A 16296-nucleotide genomic window follows, 5' to 3' on the forward strand; every position below is an offset into this window, starting at 1 on the left:
AGCGATGTTCCAATTTATTGAAGGTTGGTATAACCGAAAAAGAATTCACAGCAGCTTGGGCTATCAAACCCCACAAGCCATTGAAGATCGAATTAGGAATACAGCTTAAGATTTAACTTTTTAGTGTCCAAAATATTGACTCAAATCCATAGCTCTCTCTTTTATTGGTCTAGAATTACTTATTATTGTAACTATTTTATTTCACGCTTATTTATAAAGTACTAAAAAGTTGATTTTACTTTTTAATAAACTTCTAATGCACCAGGATTAAGCAGCGTACAAAAGCTTTAAAAAAAAGAAGTCCAGGAAGCTTAGTTAGCCTTGGTATAGCAATGGGTAATGGAGATGAATAATTATTTTTTTTGCTGATCTTTACTAAAAAAAACAGTGAATACGGTATAGCTTTTGCATAGAAAAAGTATAGGGTTAATTTAACTGAAAATGTATGTGAAATTTTGTACTTAAACTAATGGGTGCGTTAGTTGATTAAGGAACACAAATATGATCAATCTCTTTTTAATAGTATAAGGGCATTTTTCAAAACATGCCCTTTCTATTTATTCATTTATCAAGGTTGTTTGTATTAATTTGATCAAACTTTGTGGTGATCCCATGATCCGTTCTTTTTTTTATTTTTACTCTGTATAAATTAATCGCTCCTAAAGCTACAGATATTCCGGCCAAATATAGGGCATGTTGATAACTGTTCAATAGATTAACGACTAAACCGAATAAAGAGGGTGCTATGACAATGAATAATTGATTTAATGTCAATGCTGAACTCACCGTTAAACCTATAAAACGTGAATCCGATTGCTCTGTGATACAAGCAATAAAAATGGAATACCAACCAATGGCTACAAAACCCAAAAGAAAACAAAATAATAGCATCAAGATTTTCATATCAACAGTCATGATGAGTGGCAGCATAACTGTAAGAATTACGGTAACAGCCATCACAATAAGCAATAATCTTTCCCTTTTACCTTCAAAGAATTGATCACTCGCCCATGCGATGACTACCCGTCCAACCATACCACCTATTAAAACGACGCTTAAATATTTTCCTGCCTCTGTTAATGCATAGCCCCCTTCGTTATGCAAATAACTCATAAAATGCCCAATGATAATCATCTGTAATGACATCATCACAACACCTACTATATACATCGGATATAACTCTTTATTATTCTTGATGACACTCATTTTCTCCTTGAACCCGACCGAGGTTGATCCCGTTTTACCCGTTCTTTCTGGTTCGTTATATAATATTAGGAAGAGCAGCCCTCCCATTATTGCTACGATCCCTTGTACTATATGTACTGATGACAAATTGAAATGATAATATGTATAGGATAAAACTACAGAGGCTAGAGATCCTCCAAGCGGTATTCCCGTCTGTCTTATCCCTAGAGCCAGACCTCTATGTTCGTTTGGAAACCATTTTACGATGGCTGTGCTTCCACCGGTTTGAGCACTTCCGTACCATATACCGACCAACAATAATAAAAGCAGCAATACAATATAATCATTAACAAAAACTAGCGTTAAAGCTGAGAGGCCCAATAAAATGTTCCCCCACCCGATAATGTGTTTTTCCCCTTTTATATCCATCAAGTAACCGAACGCCAGCATTGAAAACATCGGACCAATATTGACCGCTGAAACAATGAAGCCTGTTTGAAGTGGTGTTAAATTCCATTCAATTTGATAAAATGCAGCGATGGGTCCCATGCCATATGTCACAAAGGTTGCTGCAGTTTGGGATAATGTGGCCACCAATACGATTAACCATTTATAATATGTATGCATTAAGAAATTCTCCCCCTATGCTTGATGTATCGTTCAATAATAATTCGGTGGGATAAATTCTTATTTTTAGCTTCTAGCATTATCTAGTCTCCCTTACTTATTAACTAACTAGAGTTTACTCTGACTGCCCAGAAGCGTAAAATGGAGGAAAATGATAGGGTTCATAAATTTTTTTTATAGGGTGTGCCAACTATATGAACATCAAAGAAATAGCATTGAAAATTGAAATATTAAACCGTCAAAATTTAAGTAAGTCTGCAGAAATCACGAACTATACTCAATCCGCCCTTACGGCTAAAGTGAAAAAAATAGAGTCGGAAATTGGAAAACTTGTTTTTAAACGCACGCCCCAAGGATTGAAAATCACTAGCGTAGGAATACAGTATAAAAACTATCTTCAACTTATTTCACAAGAGTACGAAGAATTTTTACAAAACATTGGTGCCATTCAAACTAACTCTAAAGTGGATTTTGGCACATCACATACAACCTTGAAAATCTATGGTGCCCATATCGCGAATACTTTGAATATGAAGAACGACATTCAAATGGATGTGGATTTCGCCGTAGATTCCAGTAATGCCATAAACCAAAAAGTGCACAATTCTGAATTAGATTGTGCACTCATTAGTGAACCTATTAAGAAATATCCCGACTTAACTTATGACATCGTTGCATCCGAAACATTCGAGATCATTTCAAGTAAGGACCATATCATCAATTTTGATTGGAAAACACCTATTACATTGCTCGTATTGAGTAAAGGTTGTATGTATACAAGAGCTGTGACCGAATGGCTTATGAATAATCAAATACCATATAAATTAAAGGAAATAAAATCAATCAGCAGTATCCAAGATTTTTTGCAAATCAGCAATACCATTGCAGTATTGAATACTAAGCTTATAGATTTATATAACTATACAAACATTCACTTTTACAAATTAAGCTTTAACAATGTCATTAATACCGTTTTCGTTTATAAGATGAACGACCGCGAACAGAACAATATCGTACAATTTAAAAATGTTCTGAAGACGATTGGATAATTACAAAAAAGAGGTTTTATCTTTAGAGTTGCTTTTTGGCAGCTCTTTTTCTTATGGAACTATCGGGGCTTTTAATTTGATATCGTTAATTCACCATTAAGGAATGTGATTTCCTGTGAGAGCAATAAATAAAATTAACTTAGTTACAAAGCTATTAATTTTTTTAATTTTTGTCTCTTTTAATACATATATTTGTTTTTATGCAAAAGACAAAACAGAAGGTATAGTTACTGCGTGTATAGGTATCTTTCTAGTGATTTTGGTTGCAACTATGGGATTTCTTCAAGATAGAAGCAACCATATGTATAAAAGATAAAGAGGATGAAAAAGATGAAAAAGGAAAGGCAAAAAAGAAGGTTTTTCAAAGGGATAATGATTGAATTTCGTGATTCAATCTTATATGAATTCGTTTTTAACCTCTTAACTATTATTCCAAGAATGATAGTTCGTTTAGTAAAAAGTTTATTTTAACTAATTGTGTCGGAAGTAAGTCTTAATGAACTAACGGGGCGTTAGCTGAAGATCAGACTTGTCTTTAAGGCAGCTCTTTCTTTAACTAAAGGGGCAGGTTAGTGGAATAAAAAATTTTCAAACGAAACCAAAACGAAAACCTTTAAATGGTAAAATTGAAAAAAATTCATTTTTATCATTAAGGAGGATATAATTTGAAGAAAATTTTTACTGTATTATTTTTAATGATGGTTTTAACAGCTTGTGGATCTAACAGCACTAACAAGGATTTTAATTCGGATACCACTAATTTGGAAACCACTAAAAAAGATACTAATTCGGAGGAAATGACTGAGCATAATTATCAATTTACAGGAGAAAGCGAACTGAATTATGGGGAGAGAAAAACGAATAAACCACTCATTCTAGCAAAGATAGCTATGAACTTGTATTAAAATATAAGGGGGCTTTGAAAGAGTTATCTTCCATGAAAAACCTGGAATATACTTATGAAACAACCACTTCAAGCGGAACTAAAACTGAGGCATACAAAGAACCACCTAGTGAAAAAGTATTTACAATTAGAGGTGGATCAGAAAATGGAGCAATAATAGGTGAAGGCGAAGTTATAAAAGTAAATGTAAAATGGGTTGGTTCTGAAGAGTCATTTCAATTGCATAATAAGGCTAAGTGATTTTGTTGAACTAACGGGTGCATTTCCAGGAGCTGTTCAGCAGCTCCTTTTCTTATTCAACAAACGAGTTGTTTGATTGAGTGCCGGCTCATGTTATAATGAATAACTTACGAAAATTACTATTTTGAACGGATGCCTAGAAAAGCCTCCGATAGCGATTAAATATGGAGGTGTAAGAGAATGAATAAACAATGGACGATTGGTCAAATTAAAGAATTTGTTGAGAAGAATTCGGAAAGTAAGTTGCTGACGACGGAATATCACGGTTTTTCTCAAAAGTTACTATTTAAATGTACATGTGGAAGCAACTTTGAAAAAACATTTAAGAAATTTAAAAATAATAACCAACGTAAATGTGATGTGTGCCAACCGCCTAAAGCGACTCGATAACGTATACAAAGAAACGAAGTGCTGATTTCTATACTACCTTATCAGGAGCAAAAGATCAGGGTTAAAGGTGAAGCCACCCATTTGATCCAACAGACAAAAAGGTTGCTGAGGCAGCCTTTTTTTTATGGCACTAACAAGGCAGGTTGGCTGAAAAGGGACGAATTACCAGTACAAAAGTTTTGATATTTTGAGATAATCAATAAGCAACAAGTCTTTAATAGACTGGATTTGTTTAGAAAATATTATACAAGTTTGGGTGGTAAACATTTCATGGGGAATGTACTACTGAGGCTGCCAATCGGAATATGTATTGCAGCCTATATAAGGCAATGCACAGATAAAATTATAAAAAATGATAGGTTCCATCAAATACATAGTTAAATAATTTTCTTATTGAACTAAAGGTCGGTTTAGTAGAAGATGGAGTCGCGACGAGAGCTCTTTTTTCCCGTAAAAGAACAGGCATGTTATAGTATAGGAGAACCGGATTTTATAATATCTGTGGTAATCTTAATCATCAAAGGAGTTTATTCATAATGCATGTGCTACAAAAAACACAAAAAATAGTTCGCTATCAGAATCAACAGGGCAATATACATTACGGTATTGTTGAGGATGACATGATATTACAACTGTCTAGCAGTTTTGCTGAACTTGTCAACAAGGAAATAAAGTATGACGGGGTCGAGCTGAAATATAGTGACGTGAAAATCTTGGAACCTGTAAAACCTTCGAAAGTGGTTAATTTCGGCTGGACATATGCAGGTCATGCGAAGGAAACGGGTGGAGAGGCAAACCTTGTTGAACCATTCTTATTTTTAAAGCCATTATCTTCGCTTATTGCAGACAAGGAGAATATTATCCTTCCTCCAAACGAGCTATCCAATCAAGTGGAACTTGAAGGGGAAGTGGCCCTTGTCATTGGAAAGCGCGGAAAAAACATTAAAGAAGAAGATGCGCTTGATTATGTATTCGGCTGCACGATATTTAATGACGTGACAGCAAGAGATCTTACAAAAAAAGATCCACAGTTTACGCGGGGCAAAGGATTTGATACATTCGGACCTTTGGGACCATGCATCGTTACCGGGGTAGATCCTACAAACTTAAGGATTGTGACCACTTTAAACGGCCGCGTTGTCCAAGACGGAAATACCAATGAAATGTCTCTAAGCATTCCATTTTTGATCAGCTGGCTTTCACAGGTAATGACACTGGAGCCCGGCGATATTTTGGCCACGGGTTCACCATCTGGCAGCTGCATGATCAAGTCGGGGGATGAAGTCGTTGTTGAAGTCGAGAATATCGGTCGGTTATGTAATGGTGTCCAGTAGGATTTGCTGGAATTCTTAATACGTTAAAAAAGATCAGAGCTGCCTTTAAGGCAGCTTTTTCTTATGCATCGGGCAGGTTAGTTTAATAAAGAATGGATAAAGTATCTATGTAGATAAACATTTGGGGTGTGATTGAAACGAATAACAGGCTATTAGAAATATAAGTGTTGGATGGGAAGATACACTAGATAATGACGACTGGTATTTTGGTAATTCGAAAAGTCTATTATTTCGATGAAGAGCCAAGTAATCCTTCATGTTAGCGGAATGCTTGACCCTTCAGTTTCGTTTACCTGCAAGCTCTTCTTGGAAAAGCAAAGAAGTCACGAGATTGTACTTATTTAGCATTGCGCGGGGGCTTATTAGTTGGATAAATTGCTTTTTCCAAGTCTTCTGTTGCAATCACGGGGTCTACTGTATTGCTTTTAGCCTTTCCCTTCTGACTATTGCCTTTATCACGCTTTTGGCTCATGCCTAGAACCTCCCTCCATGTAGCTTCATTTGTTAAGATGGACTATTAGATGGCGACTTATTCACCAAACGAGTGAAGGGCCTCGTTTTGATTTGAAAACATCCATATAGCATTTAATATGTAATGGTGTCAGCTATTGTTGATAGACGATAATGAATATTAAAGTCCATACTTTGTTATCTTTTTATAAAGAGTAACTCTTGAAAAGCCTAATAAGGAGAAGCAAAGCAGCGGAACATATATGATGATTGTCCGGTTATGTATAATGAATTCATATCTTTCAAATGTAATCACACTGAAACCGAGATTTTATTTTGACAGAAAGCCCTTTTTATCCTGTAGAAGTCTACTATGGCAATCTGTCTTAAAGTTGCCAATTCCGATTACTATGTCCTATTGGTGCTTTACGGCATATAAAAATAAAAGTAGACGGTACAGCTGGAATCTTAGAGATTTTCACTGTACCGTCTATAAAATATTCAAGGTTTTTATTGTATTTGAGAATTTTTTTTGGGATACGGCTGTATATAGAATCCATCCGTTTCTGACCATTCTCCATATAGGATATCCTCAATTTTTTTATAATTCCTCTTCTGAAGCCCTTCCAGAAGCCATTCTTTTGATTTTTTCACGGATCGAAGTTCTTCCTCTTTTATTTGGCCTTCTTCAATTACTAAGATAGAAGGTGCTTCATCCCTAGGATTGAGGTCAAGCATATCTGGTGTGATGCTTCCCGCCTTAGAATGAAGCTTTACACTGATGTCCCCGCCAGGCTCAAGATATAAATCTCGCACTTCCCGGAGAGTGAACACCCCCTGTTTCCGTAGCATGGTTCGAACCTGTTCAATTTCCAGGTGATTTTTTTTCATTTGTTTTATATCCAATTCGCCATTACGAATAATCAAAGAAGGATGTCCTTTGAGCAACTTTTTCATGCGATCACTTTTTTGAGCGCAAATCTCAATGATATAAACGGAAATCCCCCAAAGGCAAATGGCAAATAGAATCTGCCAGATCGACACTTTTTCATCGTAAATGCCTTCTTCCAGAATGCCGCCTAATACTAAAGCGTAAATAAAATCAAAAGGGGTCACTTGAGACATTTCTTTTTTTCCAAGAAGTCTTGTCACTGCCAGGAGTCCAGCCAGCCCAATCACCAGCTTCGTTGCTATTTCCAGATAAATCATTTTACCACCTCATCTTTTTTTCCCTTTCTCCCTTTTAACAATCATTTAAACCAAATTGTACCTGGTATTTATTTCACACGCAGAGTACCGTTTTCTGCAATTCTATTAAATAAGAATACCCAACATCAGAGGCGGTATTGTCCTATTAAATAAAAGAAGACGGTACAGCGAGAATCTATAGAGATTTTCACCGTACCGCCTATTTTTAAATGAACATAAAGTTGTTAACCTGCCTATTCATTACCAATCATTTTTCAAAACAATTTTTCCTATCGCCTTGCCTGACTCCATGTACTCATGAGCTTTTGAGACTTCATCAAAGGTGAATATGTTTGGATCCACAAGCGGGCGCAGCTTACCTTCCTCAACCACCTTGGCAACCTTCTTCAAAATCTCTCCATATTGCTTATGCATGTCCTTATTTAATATCTTCAACAACATAAAGGTAACATGCAGAGAAAGTCCCTTTGAATGCACTGGGGAGAGGTCATGAGTCGAACGGGCTGCAATGGCTGCCACCGTTCCATGTACCGCAGCCGCCTCAAAAGAGCGATCAAGGTTTTCTCCGCCTACCGTGTCAAACACAACGTCAAATCCTTTTCCGGCTGTATATTTTTGTACATAGTCATGAACGCTTTCTTCTCGATAATTGATCGTTACATCTGCCCCAAGGCGCGTGCCAATCTCCAGCTTCTCTTGCGAAGAGGCAGTTGTATAGACTGTCGCGCCTTGCCATTTGGCTAGCTGAATGGCAATGTGGCCTACACCGCCGGTTGCTGCATGGATCAGTATATCTTGACCAGGGACTAGATGTGCCCGATTGAATAATGCTTCCCAAGCGGTAATGGCAACTAGTGGTAAAGCAGCGGCTTCTTCCATCGTCAAATTTTTCGGCTTGTGAGCAAGTAAATCAGCATCTGCAAGCATGAACTCTGCAAGTGCACCGCCAGTCCCTTTAAAACCACCCGCGCATCCAAACACTTCATCGCCAACTTTAAACTCAGTAACTCCTTCTCCCACTGCAGATACCAAACCTGCGACATCACCATGTAAAACGGCTGGAAACTCGGGGGCAACGGCTGGAACTGCACCAGCACGGACTTTCGTATCAATAGGATTTACACTTGAAGCCTTGACTTGAATAAGTACATGTCCAGGTTTTAATTCGGGTTTTGAAACCTCTTCAAGCTGAAATACGGATGGATCACCAAAAGATTGAATGATTTGTGCTTTCACTTTAGTCACTCCTATTTATTTTATGGGGAATTTTTCATTGCCTATGCCTGTTAAGGATTGCAGGGAATAGGATGAAATGTAAGAATATTTAGTCTTTGTTTGTAAAATCAATGATACTTTATCTACTATAAAATTAAAAGTTACACACATTATTGTTTAATAGAATAAAATTTGTAATATAGTATACTGACTTTATAATTTGAACAGGTGCTTTAAGGGAGTTACTTTGGCAACTCTTTTTTTATGCAGCAAAGGGGCAGATTAGTTGAAGAGTGCTGTTTGGCCTTTATTCAACAATTGGGCCAGATGATGAAAAAGGAATTCTGGAATGATTGCAGAATCTGTAGAACAGTGATGATGGAGGTGTATTAATGGAGTTAAGACCAGTAGAAAAAGAAGAATATAGTTTCATTGAAGACTTTGTATATGAGGTATTCAAAAATACCGCTTATTCAAATGGATTAGCTGAAAAAGCTTTGGTAAGAGAGATCCGGGAAAAACCCTATTATATTCCACAGCTTGATTTAGTTGTTGAGGAAGAAGGGGTAATTATAGGTCACTTTATCCTTTCAAAACTTCCAATTAGTAATAGGTATGAAAATGAAATGTTGATGTTATCACCAGTTTCGGTGGCAATTAATAAACAGCGTCAGGGTGTTGGTACGTATATGTTGCAGGAAGGTATTAAATTAGCTGCTAAAATGGGGTTCAAGGGAATGATTGTTGAAGGAGATGATCGATACTATCAACGCTTTGGATTTAGAACATCAACTGAATTCGGAATCTATGCGTCCAAAAAAAATCCTCCACCTTCTGTTGAGAATTTAATGGCTATGGAGTTGTGTGAAAATGGGTTGGGAAATATCTCAGGTGAAGTAGATTATTCGATTTATACTGCATTGACACATTGACAGTCATATCGATCCTATACAAATTCAAGATTTTGAGGAAGTTAAGCCATGAATCGGAGGTTAATCAATCTTCACTAAAGGGCGATTCTTTATGAACTAACAGGTGCTTGCTTCATTACCAGGAGCTGATCAGCAGCTCCTTTTTTGATGCAATAATATGGTAAAATGAGTAAAAAAGGAGGGGCATTATGAAAGTGGTTCTTCAAGCAATTATAGGTTCAATTTCCATTCATATAATCTATGTAGTCGTTATGATGCTAGTCGGTTATATAAAAACGAAAAACTATAAACCAGGTATTGAGAATGCATGGGGAAAAGTAGAAAACCTCCAAAACCAGGTAGAGTGTGTGAGTGTTACGCCCCCTCATTTTTATGTTTTATCATTTTTAGGAGTTTCAGTAATTTGTGGAATTGTAATTTTATCGTATGAAAAGTTAATGAGCTAACGGGGTATGTATATTATTGAATGGACTTAATGATTAAAGGGGGATAAGGATGGAAATTCGTTCAGTGAAAGGGGCAGATTACTATGTCATATCGCCGCTGATCAATGAGTGGTGGGGCGGAAGGCAAATGTCTGATATGCTACCGAAATTATTCTTTGATCATTTTACAAATACAAGTTTCATAGCCGAAAAGGAAGGGAAAATAGTCGGTTTCCTGATAGGGATTTTATCTCAATCTCAGCCTGATGAGGCATATATTCACTTTGTCGGAGTGCATCCTGAATACAGAAGAAATGATATCGGCAGACAGTTATATAATCAATTTTTCGATGTCGTTAATCAAAATGGCCGCAATGTTGTCCGTTGTGTAACGTCTCCGGTCAATAAATCTTCAATCGCCTATCATACCAAGATGGGATTTGAAATGGAAGAGGGAGATACATTCATTGATGGTGTTTCAGTGCACTCTGACTATGACGGACATAATCAAGATAGAGTTTTATTCATGAAACAGTTATCAATGAACTAAGGTCGACCAGTAAAAATCGGTCGATCTTTTTTTATAGAATCCACTAAGGCAGGACTGTCAGCTAAAGCGGGTTTTATTCATTGCCAATGCGGCCTGGAATAGCACGTACAATACCCGTTCTTTGTAATATTTCTCTGAAGAACCTCATAATTATCTAATCTGCTCATTGTATGCCCCCTTCATTTCTTCTTAGGCAGCTCTTCTTTTATGGTCCTATAGGGACAGGATAGTTCAACAAGGATAAGATATAATTTGGATTAATATACAAAATTTTAATGAATATAGAAAGGAAGCATGAATATGACAGAAATGGTACCACTGACATCGGAGAATTTGGAGCTATGCATCGAACTCTACATGAACGTTTTTAATCGTGAACCATGGAATGAAAGATGGACCTATGAAACGGCTAAAGAGAGACTTTCCGACTTATTGCATACACCTAAATTTCTTGGGTTTTTATTTCATATTGATCATAAACCAGTTGGTTTCATTGCTGGAAATAGTAAAGTGTCTGATCAAGGTTTAACGTATTATTTGGCAGAACTTTGTGTGAATAATCAAATGCAAGGCAAAGGGCATGGCTCAAAAATGCTTCGAGCCTTGGAAGCTGAACTGCAGAAGAGAGAGATTAAAAGTCTATATCTATTAACGGCCAATGAGGGGCTTGCAGAAGCATTTTATCTGAAAAATGATTATGTTGTAAACGAAGATAGGGTGGTCATGAAGAAAAACTTTTTTTGAAAAATAGTCAAGGGACGTGATGGGATTTTGTCGAAATCTGTAAAGTTGTATCAATTAAGCAGAAAAATACATAAATGGACTGGATTGATTTTATCCATCTTTTTCATGTTCATCGCAGTAACTGGCCTCGTGCTTGTTTATATGATACCACTCGGAGTGGCTGATGAGTTACGTATGGGGAAAGAGGCAAGTCCAGATCATGCGATACCCATGGAGAAGGTCGTGTCCATTGCTGTGTCTCAGGATCTACCAGGTGCGGATTCGGTTGAAGATATCTTTAGAATCGAATATAGACCAAGTGCAAATGTGTACCAGGTTCGCTTTAATAACGGTCAAGGTGTTCAAATGGATGTGAGTACGGGAAAAGTGTTATCCACAAATCCAGATTACTCGACTTTCCTCATTACATTACATGATGGAACCTTCTTTGGTGATTGGTATAGATACAGTATCCTCACAATGACGGGTTTATCCTTAATCCTGCTGTCGTTTTCCGGGTATTACATGTTCGGGTATCCTCTCTATAAGCGTCTAATGGCGAATAAAAGGAAATCTTAATATGAGGTGGTAATGTGTCTATAAAAGGTTTGAATCACTTTTTATTTTCAGTTTCTGATTTAGACAGTTCCATAGAATTTTATCAAAAGGTTTTTGATGCGAAATTATTAGTTAAGGGCAGAACCACAGCCTATTTTGATTTGAATGGAATGTGGATTGCCCTGAATGAAGAAAAAGATATTCCCCGTAATGAAATAAGCCAATCATACACACATATCGCCTTTTCCATAGAAGAAGCCGACTTCATGAACATGTATGAGAAACTGATCGGATTGAATGTAAACATTCTGTCAGGACGTCCAAGAGATGAAAAGGATAAGAAGTCCATTTATTTCACTGATCCAGATGGTCATAAGTTTGAGTTTCATACAGGGACTTTACAAAATAGAATAGATTACTACAAACAAGAAAAAGCACATATGGAGTTTTTCGACTGATAGTAAGCTATTTTCAAATGAAAAGGGGAATGTTCATGAAAACTATTGGCCTTATTGGCGGCATGAGCTGGGAGTCATCGTTGGAATATTATCGAATCATCAATGAAGAGGTAAAAGCCAAATTAGGAGGATTGCATTCAGCCAAGTGCATTTTATATAGCGTGGACTTTGAGGAAATCGAACGCTGCCAAGCTGAAGGGGATTGGGAAAGTTCCGGCAAATTATTAGGCGATGCAGCTCTGTCTTTGGAAAAGGCAGGTGCCGAAATGATACTAATTTGTACAAATACGATGCATAAAGTGTTTGGATATATTGAAGAAAAAGTCAGTTTACCGATTTTGCACATTGCTGATTCAACGGCAAAACAAATTCAAAAGACCAAAATCAGTACGGTTGGTTTACTTGGCACTAAATATACGATGGAGCAAGACTTTTATAAAACACGAATTGAGACTAATGGTATCAAGGTCCTGATACCAAGCGAAGAGGATAGAAAAGTAATCAATAAAGTGATTTATGAAGAATTATGTTTAGGTGAAATTCAACAATCATCAAGGCATTATTACAAAAAAGTCATCAAGGAGTTAGTGGATGATGGAGCGGAAGGAATAATACTAGGCTGCACAGAAATTGGATTACTAGTAAAACCAGAGGATTCCGAAGTGCCATTATTCGATACAGCTGTCATACATGCCATCGAATCCGTCAATATGGCAATGGAAAAATGAATTGATCACATTGTGCTTCAATAAGGAAGGTTGCTGCGGCGGCCTTTTTTTTTGTGGAGCTGAGGTTAGGTTAATTCAGGTAAAATAACCAAATTAATGTAATTGTGTGTTAAAGTCTTACTAGAAGATATGGTATTCGAATTTAAAGGGAGATAAAGATGCGAAATGTAACATATATATTTATTACTAGTTTAATTTGGATCTTATCAGGAACTTTTTTGTTCATCCATAGTAAGGGTATGATGAATGTTAGTCCTTGGGGGATGCACACTTTTGAAAATATAACGATACAAATAGCAGTTATTCTATTACCGTTTATTGGACTATTTTTGTCAATTCTTATTAAGAAGAGAGTCATAAAGTACGTAATGATTTTAGGGTGTTTAATGAATATTTATTTTCTCTCCATTCCATGTATCTTTGCTTGGATACATTACTTTCAGGTCATTTAATACAGTAGAATTCTTTTTGAAATTATTCTAACAGGAGCTTTCCTTCATGCTTAAGCTGTGCTTATGCAGCTAACTGATTTGAAATAAAATTTATATTGCAGTAAAGGAGAAGGTTGGATTTGCTTAAGATTGATACAGTTTTTTCATATGTTCTTCTCGGAGTAATAGTTTTTTATGCCTTGGAATGGTTAGCTGTTGGTTCAGGTTTCGGGGTACTTGTTGGCGGGAGTTTTGGTTTACTTTTATATATAGCTAATCATATTAGTAAAAATCAAAAAACAATGGGCAATACGGAAGAAACTGATGACAAGCAATAAATATTAAAATAATAGGTTAACGGGTGCTTTACATTAATAAAAGGGTTGCTGTGGCAGCTCTTTTTCTTATGGAACTAGCGGGGCGGGTTAGTTGAACAAGAGATTCCATAAAACCTCATTTTCTTATACAGCTCCTGGCTTCTTTAGAAGCTTGTTTTTTATAAGTTACCTTCCTATATGAATAAAGGCAGCTTTCCGTTTCTTGCTGAAAGCTGCCTTGTTAATATTTTTATTTCACTATATAGGGATATATCTACATTAGTCTAACTATCATAGCTCTTTGCTTGGACTTTTCCGAGACCAAACAACTACAGGAATAAGCACTAGTGACAGAATGGCTCCAGAAAGTGATAATGCTGCAAAACTAGAATGAGCGACTACCATTCCTGATACCCCCCCACCAGCTGCTCCTGACAGTGCAAATAGTACATCGACTGATCCTTGTGTTTTTGCACGCACAGATGGGTGTGTTGAATCTATAATGAGAGCAGTCCCGCTTATTAAACCAAAGTTCCAGCCTAAACCTAGCAGTACTAACGCCAGGGTAAGCAGTGGCATTGATCCTACCGGTGTAAAAGCTGCCACCAATCCAGAGGCTAGGAGTGTAGCACCAGAAGCAACAGCCATAGTAATGCGGCCAAGCTTATCTACCAATATACCTGTCAATGGTGAAGGAAGGTACATAGCTGCTATATGGAAACCTATAACTAATCCTACTTCTCCCAAACCATGACCATGATGTCCCATATGAATTGGTGTCATTGTCATAATGGCTGCCATGACAAATTGAGTCAAAATCATAATTACAGCCCCAACAACAACACCCTTTTTGTTTATGGTAGCATTCTTTAAATTTGTCCCTGTCTGTACGCTATCGTCTTTTTTCTTTGCATTCGCAATAGCTGTGGACACAACCAAAGGGTCTGGACGAAGTAAAATTAAGATAAATAATCCGGCAATAATAAAAGCAGCTGCTGACAAGATAAAGGGGCCAGCCAAGGTTGGAACACCAATTGAATCCGCAAATTCCCCCATTCTATTGACCAAGTTAGGACCAACAACAGCACCCAAGGTAGTGGAAACCATGGCCATGCTTGCAGCAGTTGCCCTTTGTTTATCTGTTGCAAGGTCTGTACCTGCATATCGCGCTTGTAGATTAGACGCTGTACCAGCTCCATAAATAAAAAGAGAAATAAATAAAAGTGGGATGCTGTTGGTTAAGGCTGCAATTATAACACCAATAGCACCTAACCCACCTGCAAGGAAACCACCTGCAAGTCCTGCTCTGCGGCCAAAACGTTGCGAAGACCGGCCTATAAGCAGGGCAGCTCCTGCAGAACCTAAAGTAAATAGGGCAGTTGGAATTCCTGCCGCATTTTCAGTCCCTAGCATGTCTTGTGCAAGAAGCGCTCCTACTGTTATACCGGCTCCAAGTCCTGCTCCCCCAAAGATTTGTGAAAGAATCAAAATTCTTAATGTTTTTTTATAAAGGTGTATTTGTCTTTCTGGTGAATCAATATATTCTTGCAGCCATATAGGCTGGTGTGTTGAGGCATTCGTATCTTTTGCTGACATTGTCATGAACTTTACCTCCTAACGAAATATCCTTGTAGCTTTTCATGTTTGGATGTCATCCTTGGAACATTTCATATTGTAATTAGAAGAAGCTCATAATTAAATTTCGATAATTATGAGCTTCTTTTATTTCTTATTTTTAAATAGGAACGTGAAACTATTTGTCGGTGTTCATATTAAAATTTGTAGGATTCACCATCTTCTGGTACTAACATATTACTTGAGAATCCTTTTTCATTACTAAAGTTTTTTAATTCTTCTCTAGATAGTGTCCAATGGTTAACAGCTTCCATATGAACAGAAATAATCTTAGCATTAGGAGCCGCCTTGTGTACTTCATAGATGTCTTCTTTTCCCATAATGAGAGAACCATATTCTATCAATTGATTATCTCCGCCATTGACAACAATAATATCTGGTTTATGGGTTTCCAATTCATCCTGTACACCTTCATACCAGACTGTATCACCAGCTACGTACAATGTTTTTTCACTTGGATGTTTAAAGAAAACGCCACATACTTCCCCCATACGCTTTAATAGTTCTTTTCCTCTTCCATGCTCGCCTCTTGTTTTAACTAATTGGATGCCTTCAAAGACAGTGTCCTTTGTTAATACCTCTACATTGTGGAACCCGGTATTTTGGACTTCCTTTGCATCTTCTTCATTTTGAACGAACATTTTAATATCTTTTGGTAATAGTCCTTGCGCTGCTTCGTCAAAATGGTCTAAATGTAAATGAGTCACAATGACTGCATCAACTCCACTAATAATATCGTCAGCAGAGGTTGGTAAACTCACTGAAGGATTGTTTTGATCTTGCCTAATCGTACCAGGGAAGGACGGGTACGTACCTTTCTCTGCTAACATCGGATCAATTAAAAACTTTTTATTTGCATATTCTACAACTATCGTTGCATTTCGAATTTGTGTAATTTTCATCTTTACAACTCCCTTTCTTTTCATGTGTTCCCTA

General features: G+C 37.0%; 19 protein-coding genes. 13 read left to right on the plus strand and 6 right to left on the minus strand.

Annotated features, from left to right (window positions below):
* Positions 1-561: 561 nt before the first annotated feature.
* Entirely contained in the window at positions 562-1812 is a 1251-nt protein-coding gene (locus tag AC1DIV_RS26000; protein WP_340877649.1) for an MFS transporter, read from the minus strand.
* Between the two features lie 194 nt (positions 1813-2006).
* Here AC1DIV_RS26000 and AC1DIV_RS26005 point away from each other — a divergent pair, with 194 nt between their 5' ends.
* The 5 genes from AC1DIV_RS26005 (at position 2007) to AC1DIV_RS26025 (ending at position 5729) form a co-directional block, all read left to right on the plus strand.
* Positions 2007-2861: a LysR family transcriptional regulator gene (locus AC1DIV_RS26005; RefSeq protein ID WP_340877648.1), complete on the plus strand. Its 855-nt coding sequence runs from the start codon at positions 2007-2009 to the stop codon at positions 2859-2861.
* Positions 2862-3526: 665 nt separating this feature from the next.
* The gene (locus tag AC1DIV_RS26010; protein WP_340877647.1) at positions 3527-3766 is read left to right on the plus strand and encodes a putative periplasmic lipoprotein; all 240 of its coding nucleotides are present in this window, start codon (positions 3527-3529) and stop codon (positions 3764-3766) included.
* A gap of 32 nt (positions 3767-3798) precedes the next feature.
* Positions 3799-4005: a hypothetical protein gene (locus tag AC1DIV_RS26015; protein WP_477577691.1), complete on the plus strand. Its 207-nt coding sequence runs from the start codon at positions 3799-3801 to the stop codon at positions 4003-4005.
* A 180-nt stretch (positions 4006-4185) separates the two neighbouring features.
* A complete protein-coding gene (locus tag AC1DIV_RS26020) occupies positions 4186-4395 on the plus strand; it encodes a hypothetical protein (protein ID WP_034304456.1) in 210 nt (69 codons plus the stop codon).
* Between the two features lie 536 nt (positions 4396-4931).
* Positions 4932-5729 (plus strand): fumarylacetoacetate hydrolase family protein, encoded by a 798-nt coding sequence (locus AC1DIV_RS26025; protein ID WP_034304454.1) that lies wholly within the window; start codon positions 4932-4934, stop codon positions 5727-5729.
* Positions 5730-6066: 337 nt separating this feature from the next.
* On the opposite strand, the gene AC1DIV_RS26030 is transcribed toward AC1DIV_RS26025, so the two are convergent.
* The 3 genes from AC1DIV_RS26030 to AC1DIV_RS26040 all read right to left on the minus strand — a co-directional run bounded on the left by AC1DIV_RS26030 (position 6067) and on the right by AC1DIV_RS26040 (position 8624).
* On the minus strand, positions 6067-6201 hold the full coding sequence (locus AC1DIV_RS26030) for a hypothetical protein (protein ID WP_336866855.1): 135 nt from the start codon (positions 6199-6201) through the stop codon (positions 6067-6069).
* Between the two features lie 488 nt (positions 6202-6689).
* The gene (locus tag AC1DIV_RS26035; protein WP_340877645.1) at positions 6690-7388 is read right to left on the minus strand and encodes a DUF421 domain-containing protein; all 699 of its coding nucleotides are present in this window, start codon (positions 7386-7388) and stop codon (positions 6690-6692) included.
* 240 nt (positions 7389-7628) lie between these two features.
* On the minus strand, positions 7629-8624 hold the full coding sequence (locus AC1DIV_RS26040; RefSeq protein ID WP_340877643.1) for a zinc-dependent alcohol dehydrogenase family protein: 996 nt from the start codon (positions 8622-8624) through the stop codon (positions 7629-7631).
* Positions 8625-8995: 371 nt separating this feature from the next.
* Here AC1DIV_RS26040 and AC1DIV_RS26045 point away from each other — a divergent pair, with 371 nt between their 5' ends.
* From AC1DIV_RS26045 to AC1DIV_RS26080, 8 genes are all read left to right on the plus strand, one after another.
* Positions 8996-9535 carry a GNAT family N-acetyltransferase gene (locus AC1DIV_RS26045; protein WP_340877642.1) on the plus strand — a complete coding sequence of 180 codons (540 nt, stop codon included), beginning with the start codon at positions 8996-8998 and terminating at the stop codon, positions 9533-9535.
* 188 nt (positions 9536-9723) lie between these two features.
* Complete coding sequence (locus AC1DIV_RS26050) at positions 9724-9981, plus strand: hypothetical protein (protein WP_340877641.1); 258 nt, start codon at positions 9724-9726, stop codon at positions 9979-9981.
* A 49-nt stretch (positions 9982-10030) separates the two neighbouring features.
* Positions 10031-10510 carry a GNAT family N-acetyltransferase gene (locus tag AC1DIV_RS26055; RefSeq protein WP_340877639.1) on the plus strand — a complete coding sequence of 160 codons (480 nt, stop codon included), beginning with the start codon at positions 10031-10033 and terminating at the stop codon, positions 10508-10510.
* Between the two features lie 300 nt (positions 10511-10810).
* Positions 10811-11254, plus strand: a complete 444-nt coding sequence (locus tag AC1DIV_RS26060) for a GNAT family N-acetyltransferase (protein ID WP_340877637.1) — start codon at positions 10811-10813, stop codon at positions 11252-11254.
* Positions 11255-11281: 27 nt separating this feature from the next.
* The gene (locus AC1DIV_RS26065) at positions 11282-11812 is read left to right on the plus strand and encodes a PepSY-associated TM helix domain-containing protein (RefSeq protein WP_340877636.1); all 531 of its coding nucleotides are present in this window, start codon (positions 11282-11284) and stop codon (positions 11810-11812) included.
* Positions 11813-11826: 14 nt separating this feature from the next.
* Positions 11827-12249, plus strand: coding sequence for a FosM family fosfomycin resistance protein (gene fosM, locus AC1DIV_RS26070; protein WP_072273601.1), 423 nt, complete (start codon positions 11827-11829; stop codon positions 12247-12249).
* Positions 12250-12284: 35 nt separating this feature from the next.
* Positions 12285-12977 (plus strand): aspartate/glutamate racemase family protein, encoded by a 693-nt coding sequence (locus tag AC1DIV_RS26075; protein ID WP_340877633.1) that lies wholly within the window; start codon positions 12285-12287, stop codon positions 12975-12977.
* Positions 12978-13548: 571 nt separating this feature from the next.
* Entirely contained in the window at positions 13549-13746 is a 198-nt protein-coding gene (locus AC1DIV_RS26080; RefSeq protein WP_340877632.1) for a hypothetical protein, read from the plus strand.
* 270 nt (positions 13747-14016) lie between these two features.
* Here AC1DIV_RS26080 and AC1DIV_RS26085 read toward each other — a convergent pair whose 3' ends face one another.
* Both AC1DIV_RS26085 and AC1DIV_RS26090 read right to left on the minus strand, forming a co-directional pair.
* Positions 14017-15327 carry an MFS transporter gene (locus tag AC1DIV_RS26085; RefSeq protein WP_340877631.1) on the minus strand — a complete coding sequence of 437 codons (1311 nt, stop codon included), beginning with the start codon at positions 15325-15327 and terminating at the stop codon, positions 14017-14019.
* Between the two features lie 170 nt (positions 15328-15497).
* Entirely contained in the window at positions 15498-16262 is a 765-nt protein-coding gene (locus AC1DIV_RS26090) for an MBL fold metallo-hydrolase (protein ID WP_340877630.1), read from the minus strand.
* Positions 16263-16296: the final 34 nt, after the last annotated feature.

The sequence above is a fragment of the Peribacillus sp. 05N428 genome (assembly GCF_056397085.1).

Bases quoted from the DNA above. Each gene is read 5' to 3' on its own strand.
- AC1DIV_RS26000 (WP_340877649.1), bottom strand. From the start codon at position 1,812: ATGCATACATATTATAAATGGTTAATCGTATTGGTGGCCACATTATCC.
- AC1DIV_RS26005 (WP_340877648.1), top strand. From the start codon at position 2,007: ATGAACATCAAAGAAATAGCATTGAAAATTGAAATATTAAACCGTCAA.
- AC1DIV_RS26015 (WP_477577691.1), top strand. From the start codon at position 3,799: ATGAAAAACCTGGAATATACTTATGAAACAACCACTTCAAGCGGAACT.
- AC1DIV_RS26020 (WP_034304456.1), top strand. From the start codon at position 4,186: ATGAATAAACAATGGACGATTGGTCAAATTAAAGAATTTGTTGAGAAG.
- AC1DIV_RS26025 (WP_034304454.1), top strand. From the start codon at position 4,932: ATGCATGTGCTACAAAAAACACAAAAAATAGTTCGCTATCAGAATCAA.
- AC1DIV_RS26030 (WP_336866855.1), bottom strand. From the start codon at position 6,201: ATGAGCCAAAAGCGTGATAAAGGCAATAGTCAGAAGGGAAAGGCTAAA.
- AC1DIV_RS26035 (WP_340877645.1), bottom strand. From the start codon at position 7,388: ATGATTTATCTGGAAATAGCAACGAAGCTGGTGATTGGGCTGGCTGGA.
- AC1DIV_RS26045 (WP_340877642.1), top strand. From the start codon at position 8,996: ATGGAGTTAAGACCAGTAGAAAAAGAAGAATATAGTTTCATTGAAGAC.
- AC1DIV_RS26050 (WP_340877641.1), top strand. From the start codon at position 9,724: ATGAAAGTGGTTCTTCAAGCAATTATAGGTTCAATTTCCATTCATATA.
- AC1DIV_RS26055 (WP_340877639.1), top strand. From the start codon at position 10,031: ATGGAAATTCGTTCAGTGAAAGGGGCAGATTACTATGTCATATCGCCG.
- AC1DIV_RS26060 (WP_340877637.1), top strand. From the start codon at position 10,811: ATGACAGAAATGGTACCACTGACATCGGAGAATTTGGAGCTATGCATC.
- AC1DIV_RS26075 (WP_340877633.1), top strand. From the start codon at position 12,285: ATGAAAACTATTGGCCTTATTGGCGGCATGAGCTGGGAGTCATCGTTG.
- AC1DIV_RS26085 (WP_340877631.1), bottom strand. From the start codon at position 15,327: ATGACAATGTCAGCAAAAGATACGAATGCCTCAACACACCAGCCTATA.
- AC1DIV_RS26090 (WP_340877630.1), bottom strand. From the start codon at position 16,262: ATGAAAATTACACAAATTCGAAATGCAACGATAGTTGTAGAATATGCA.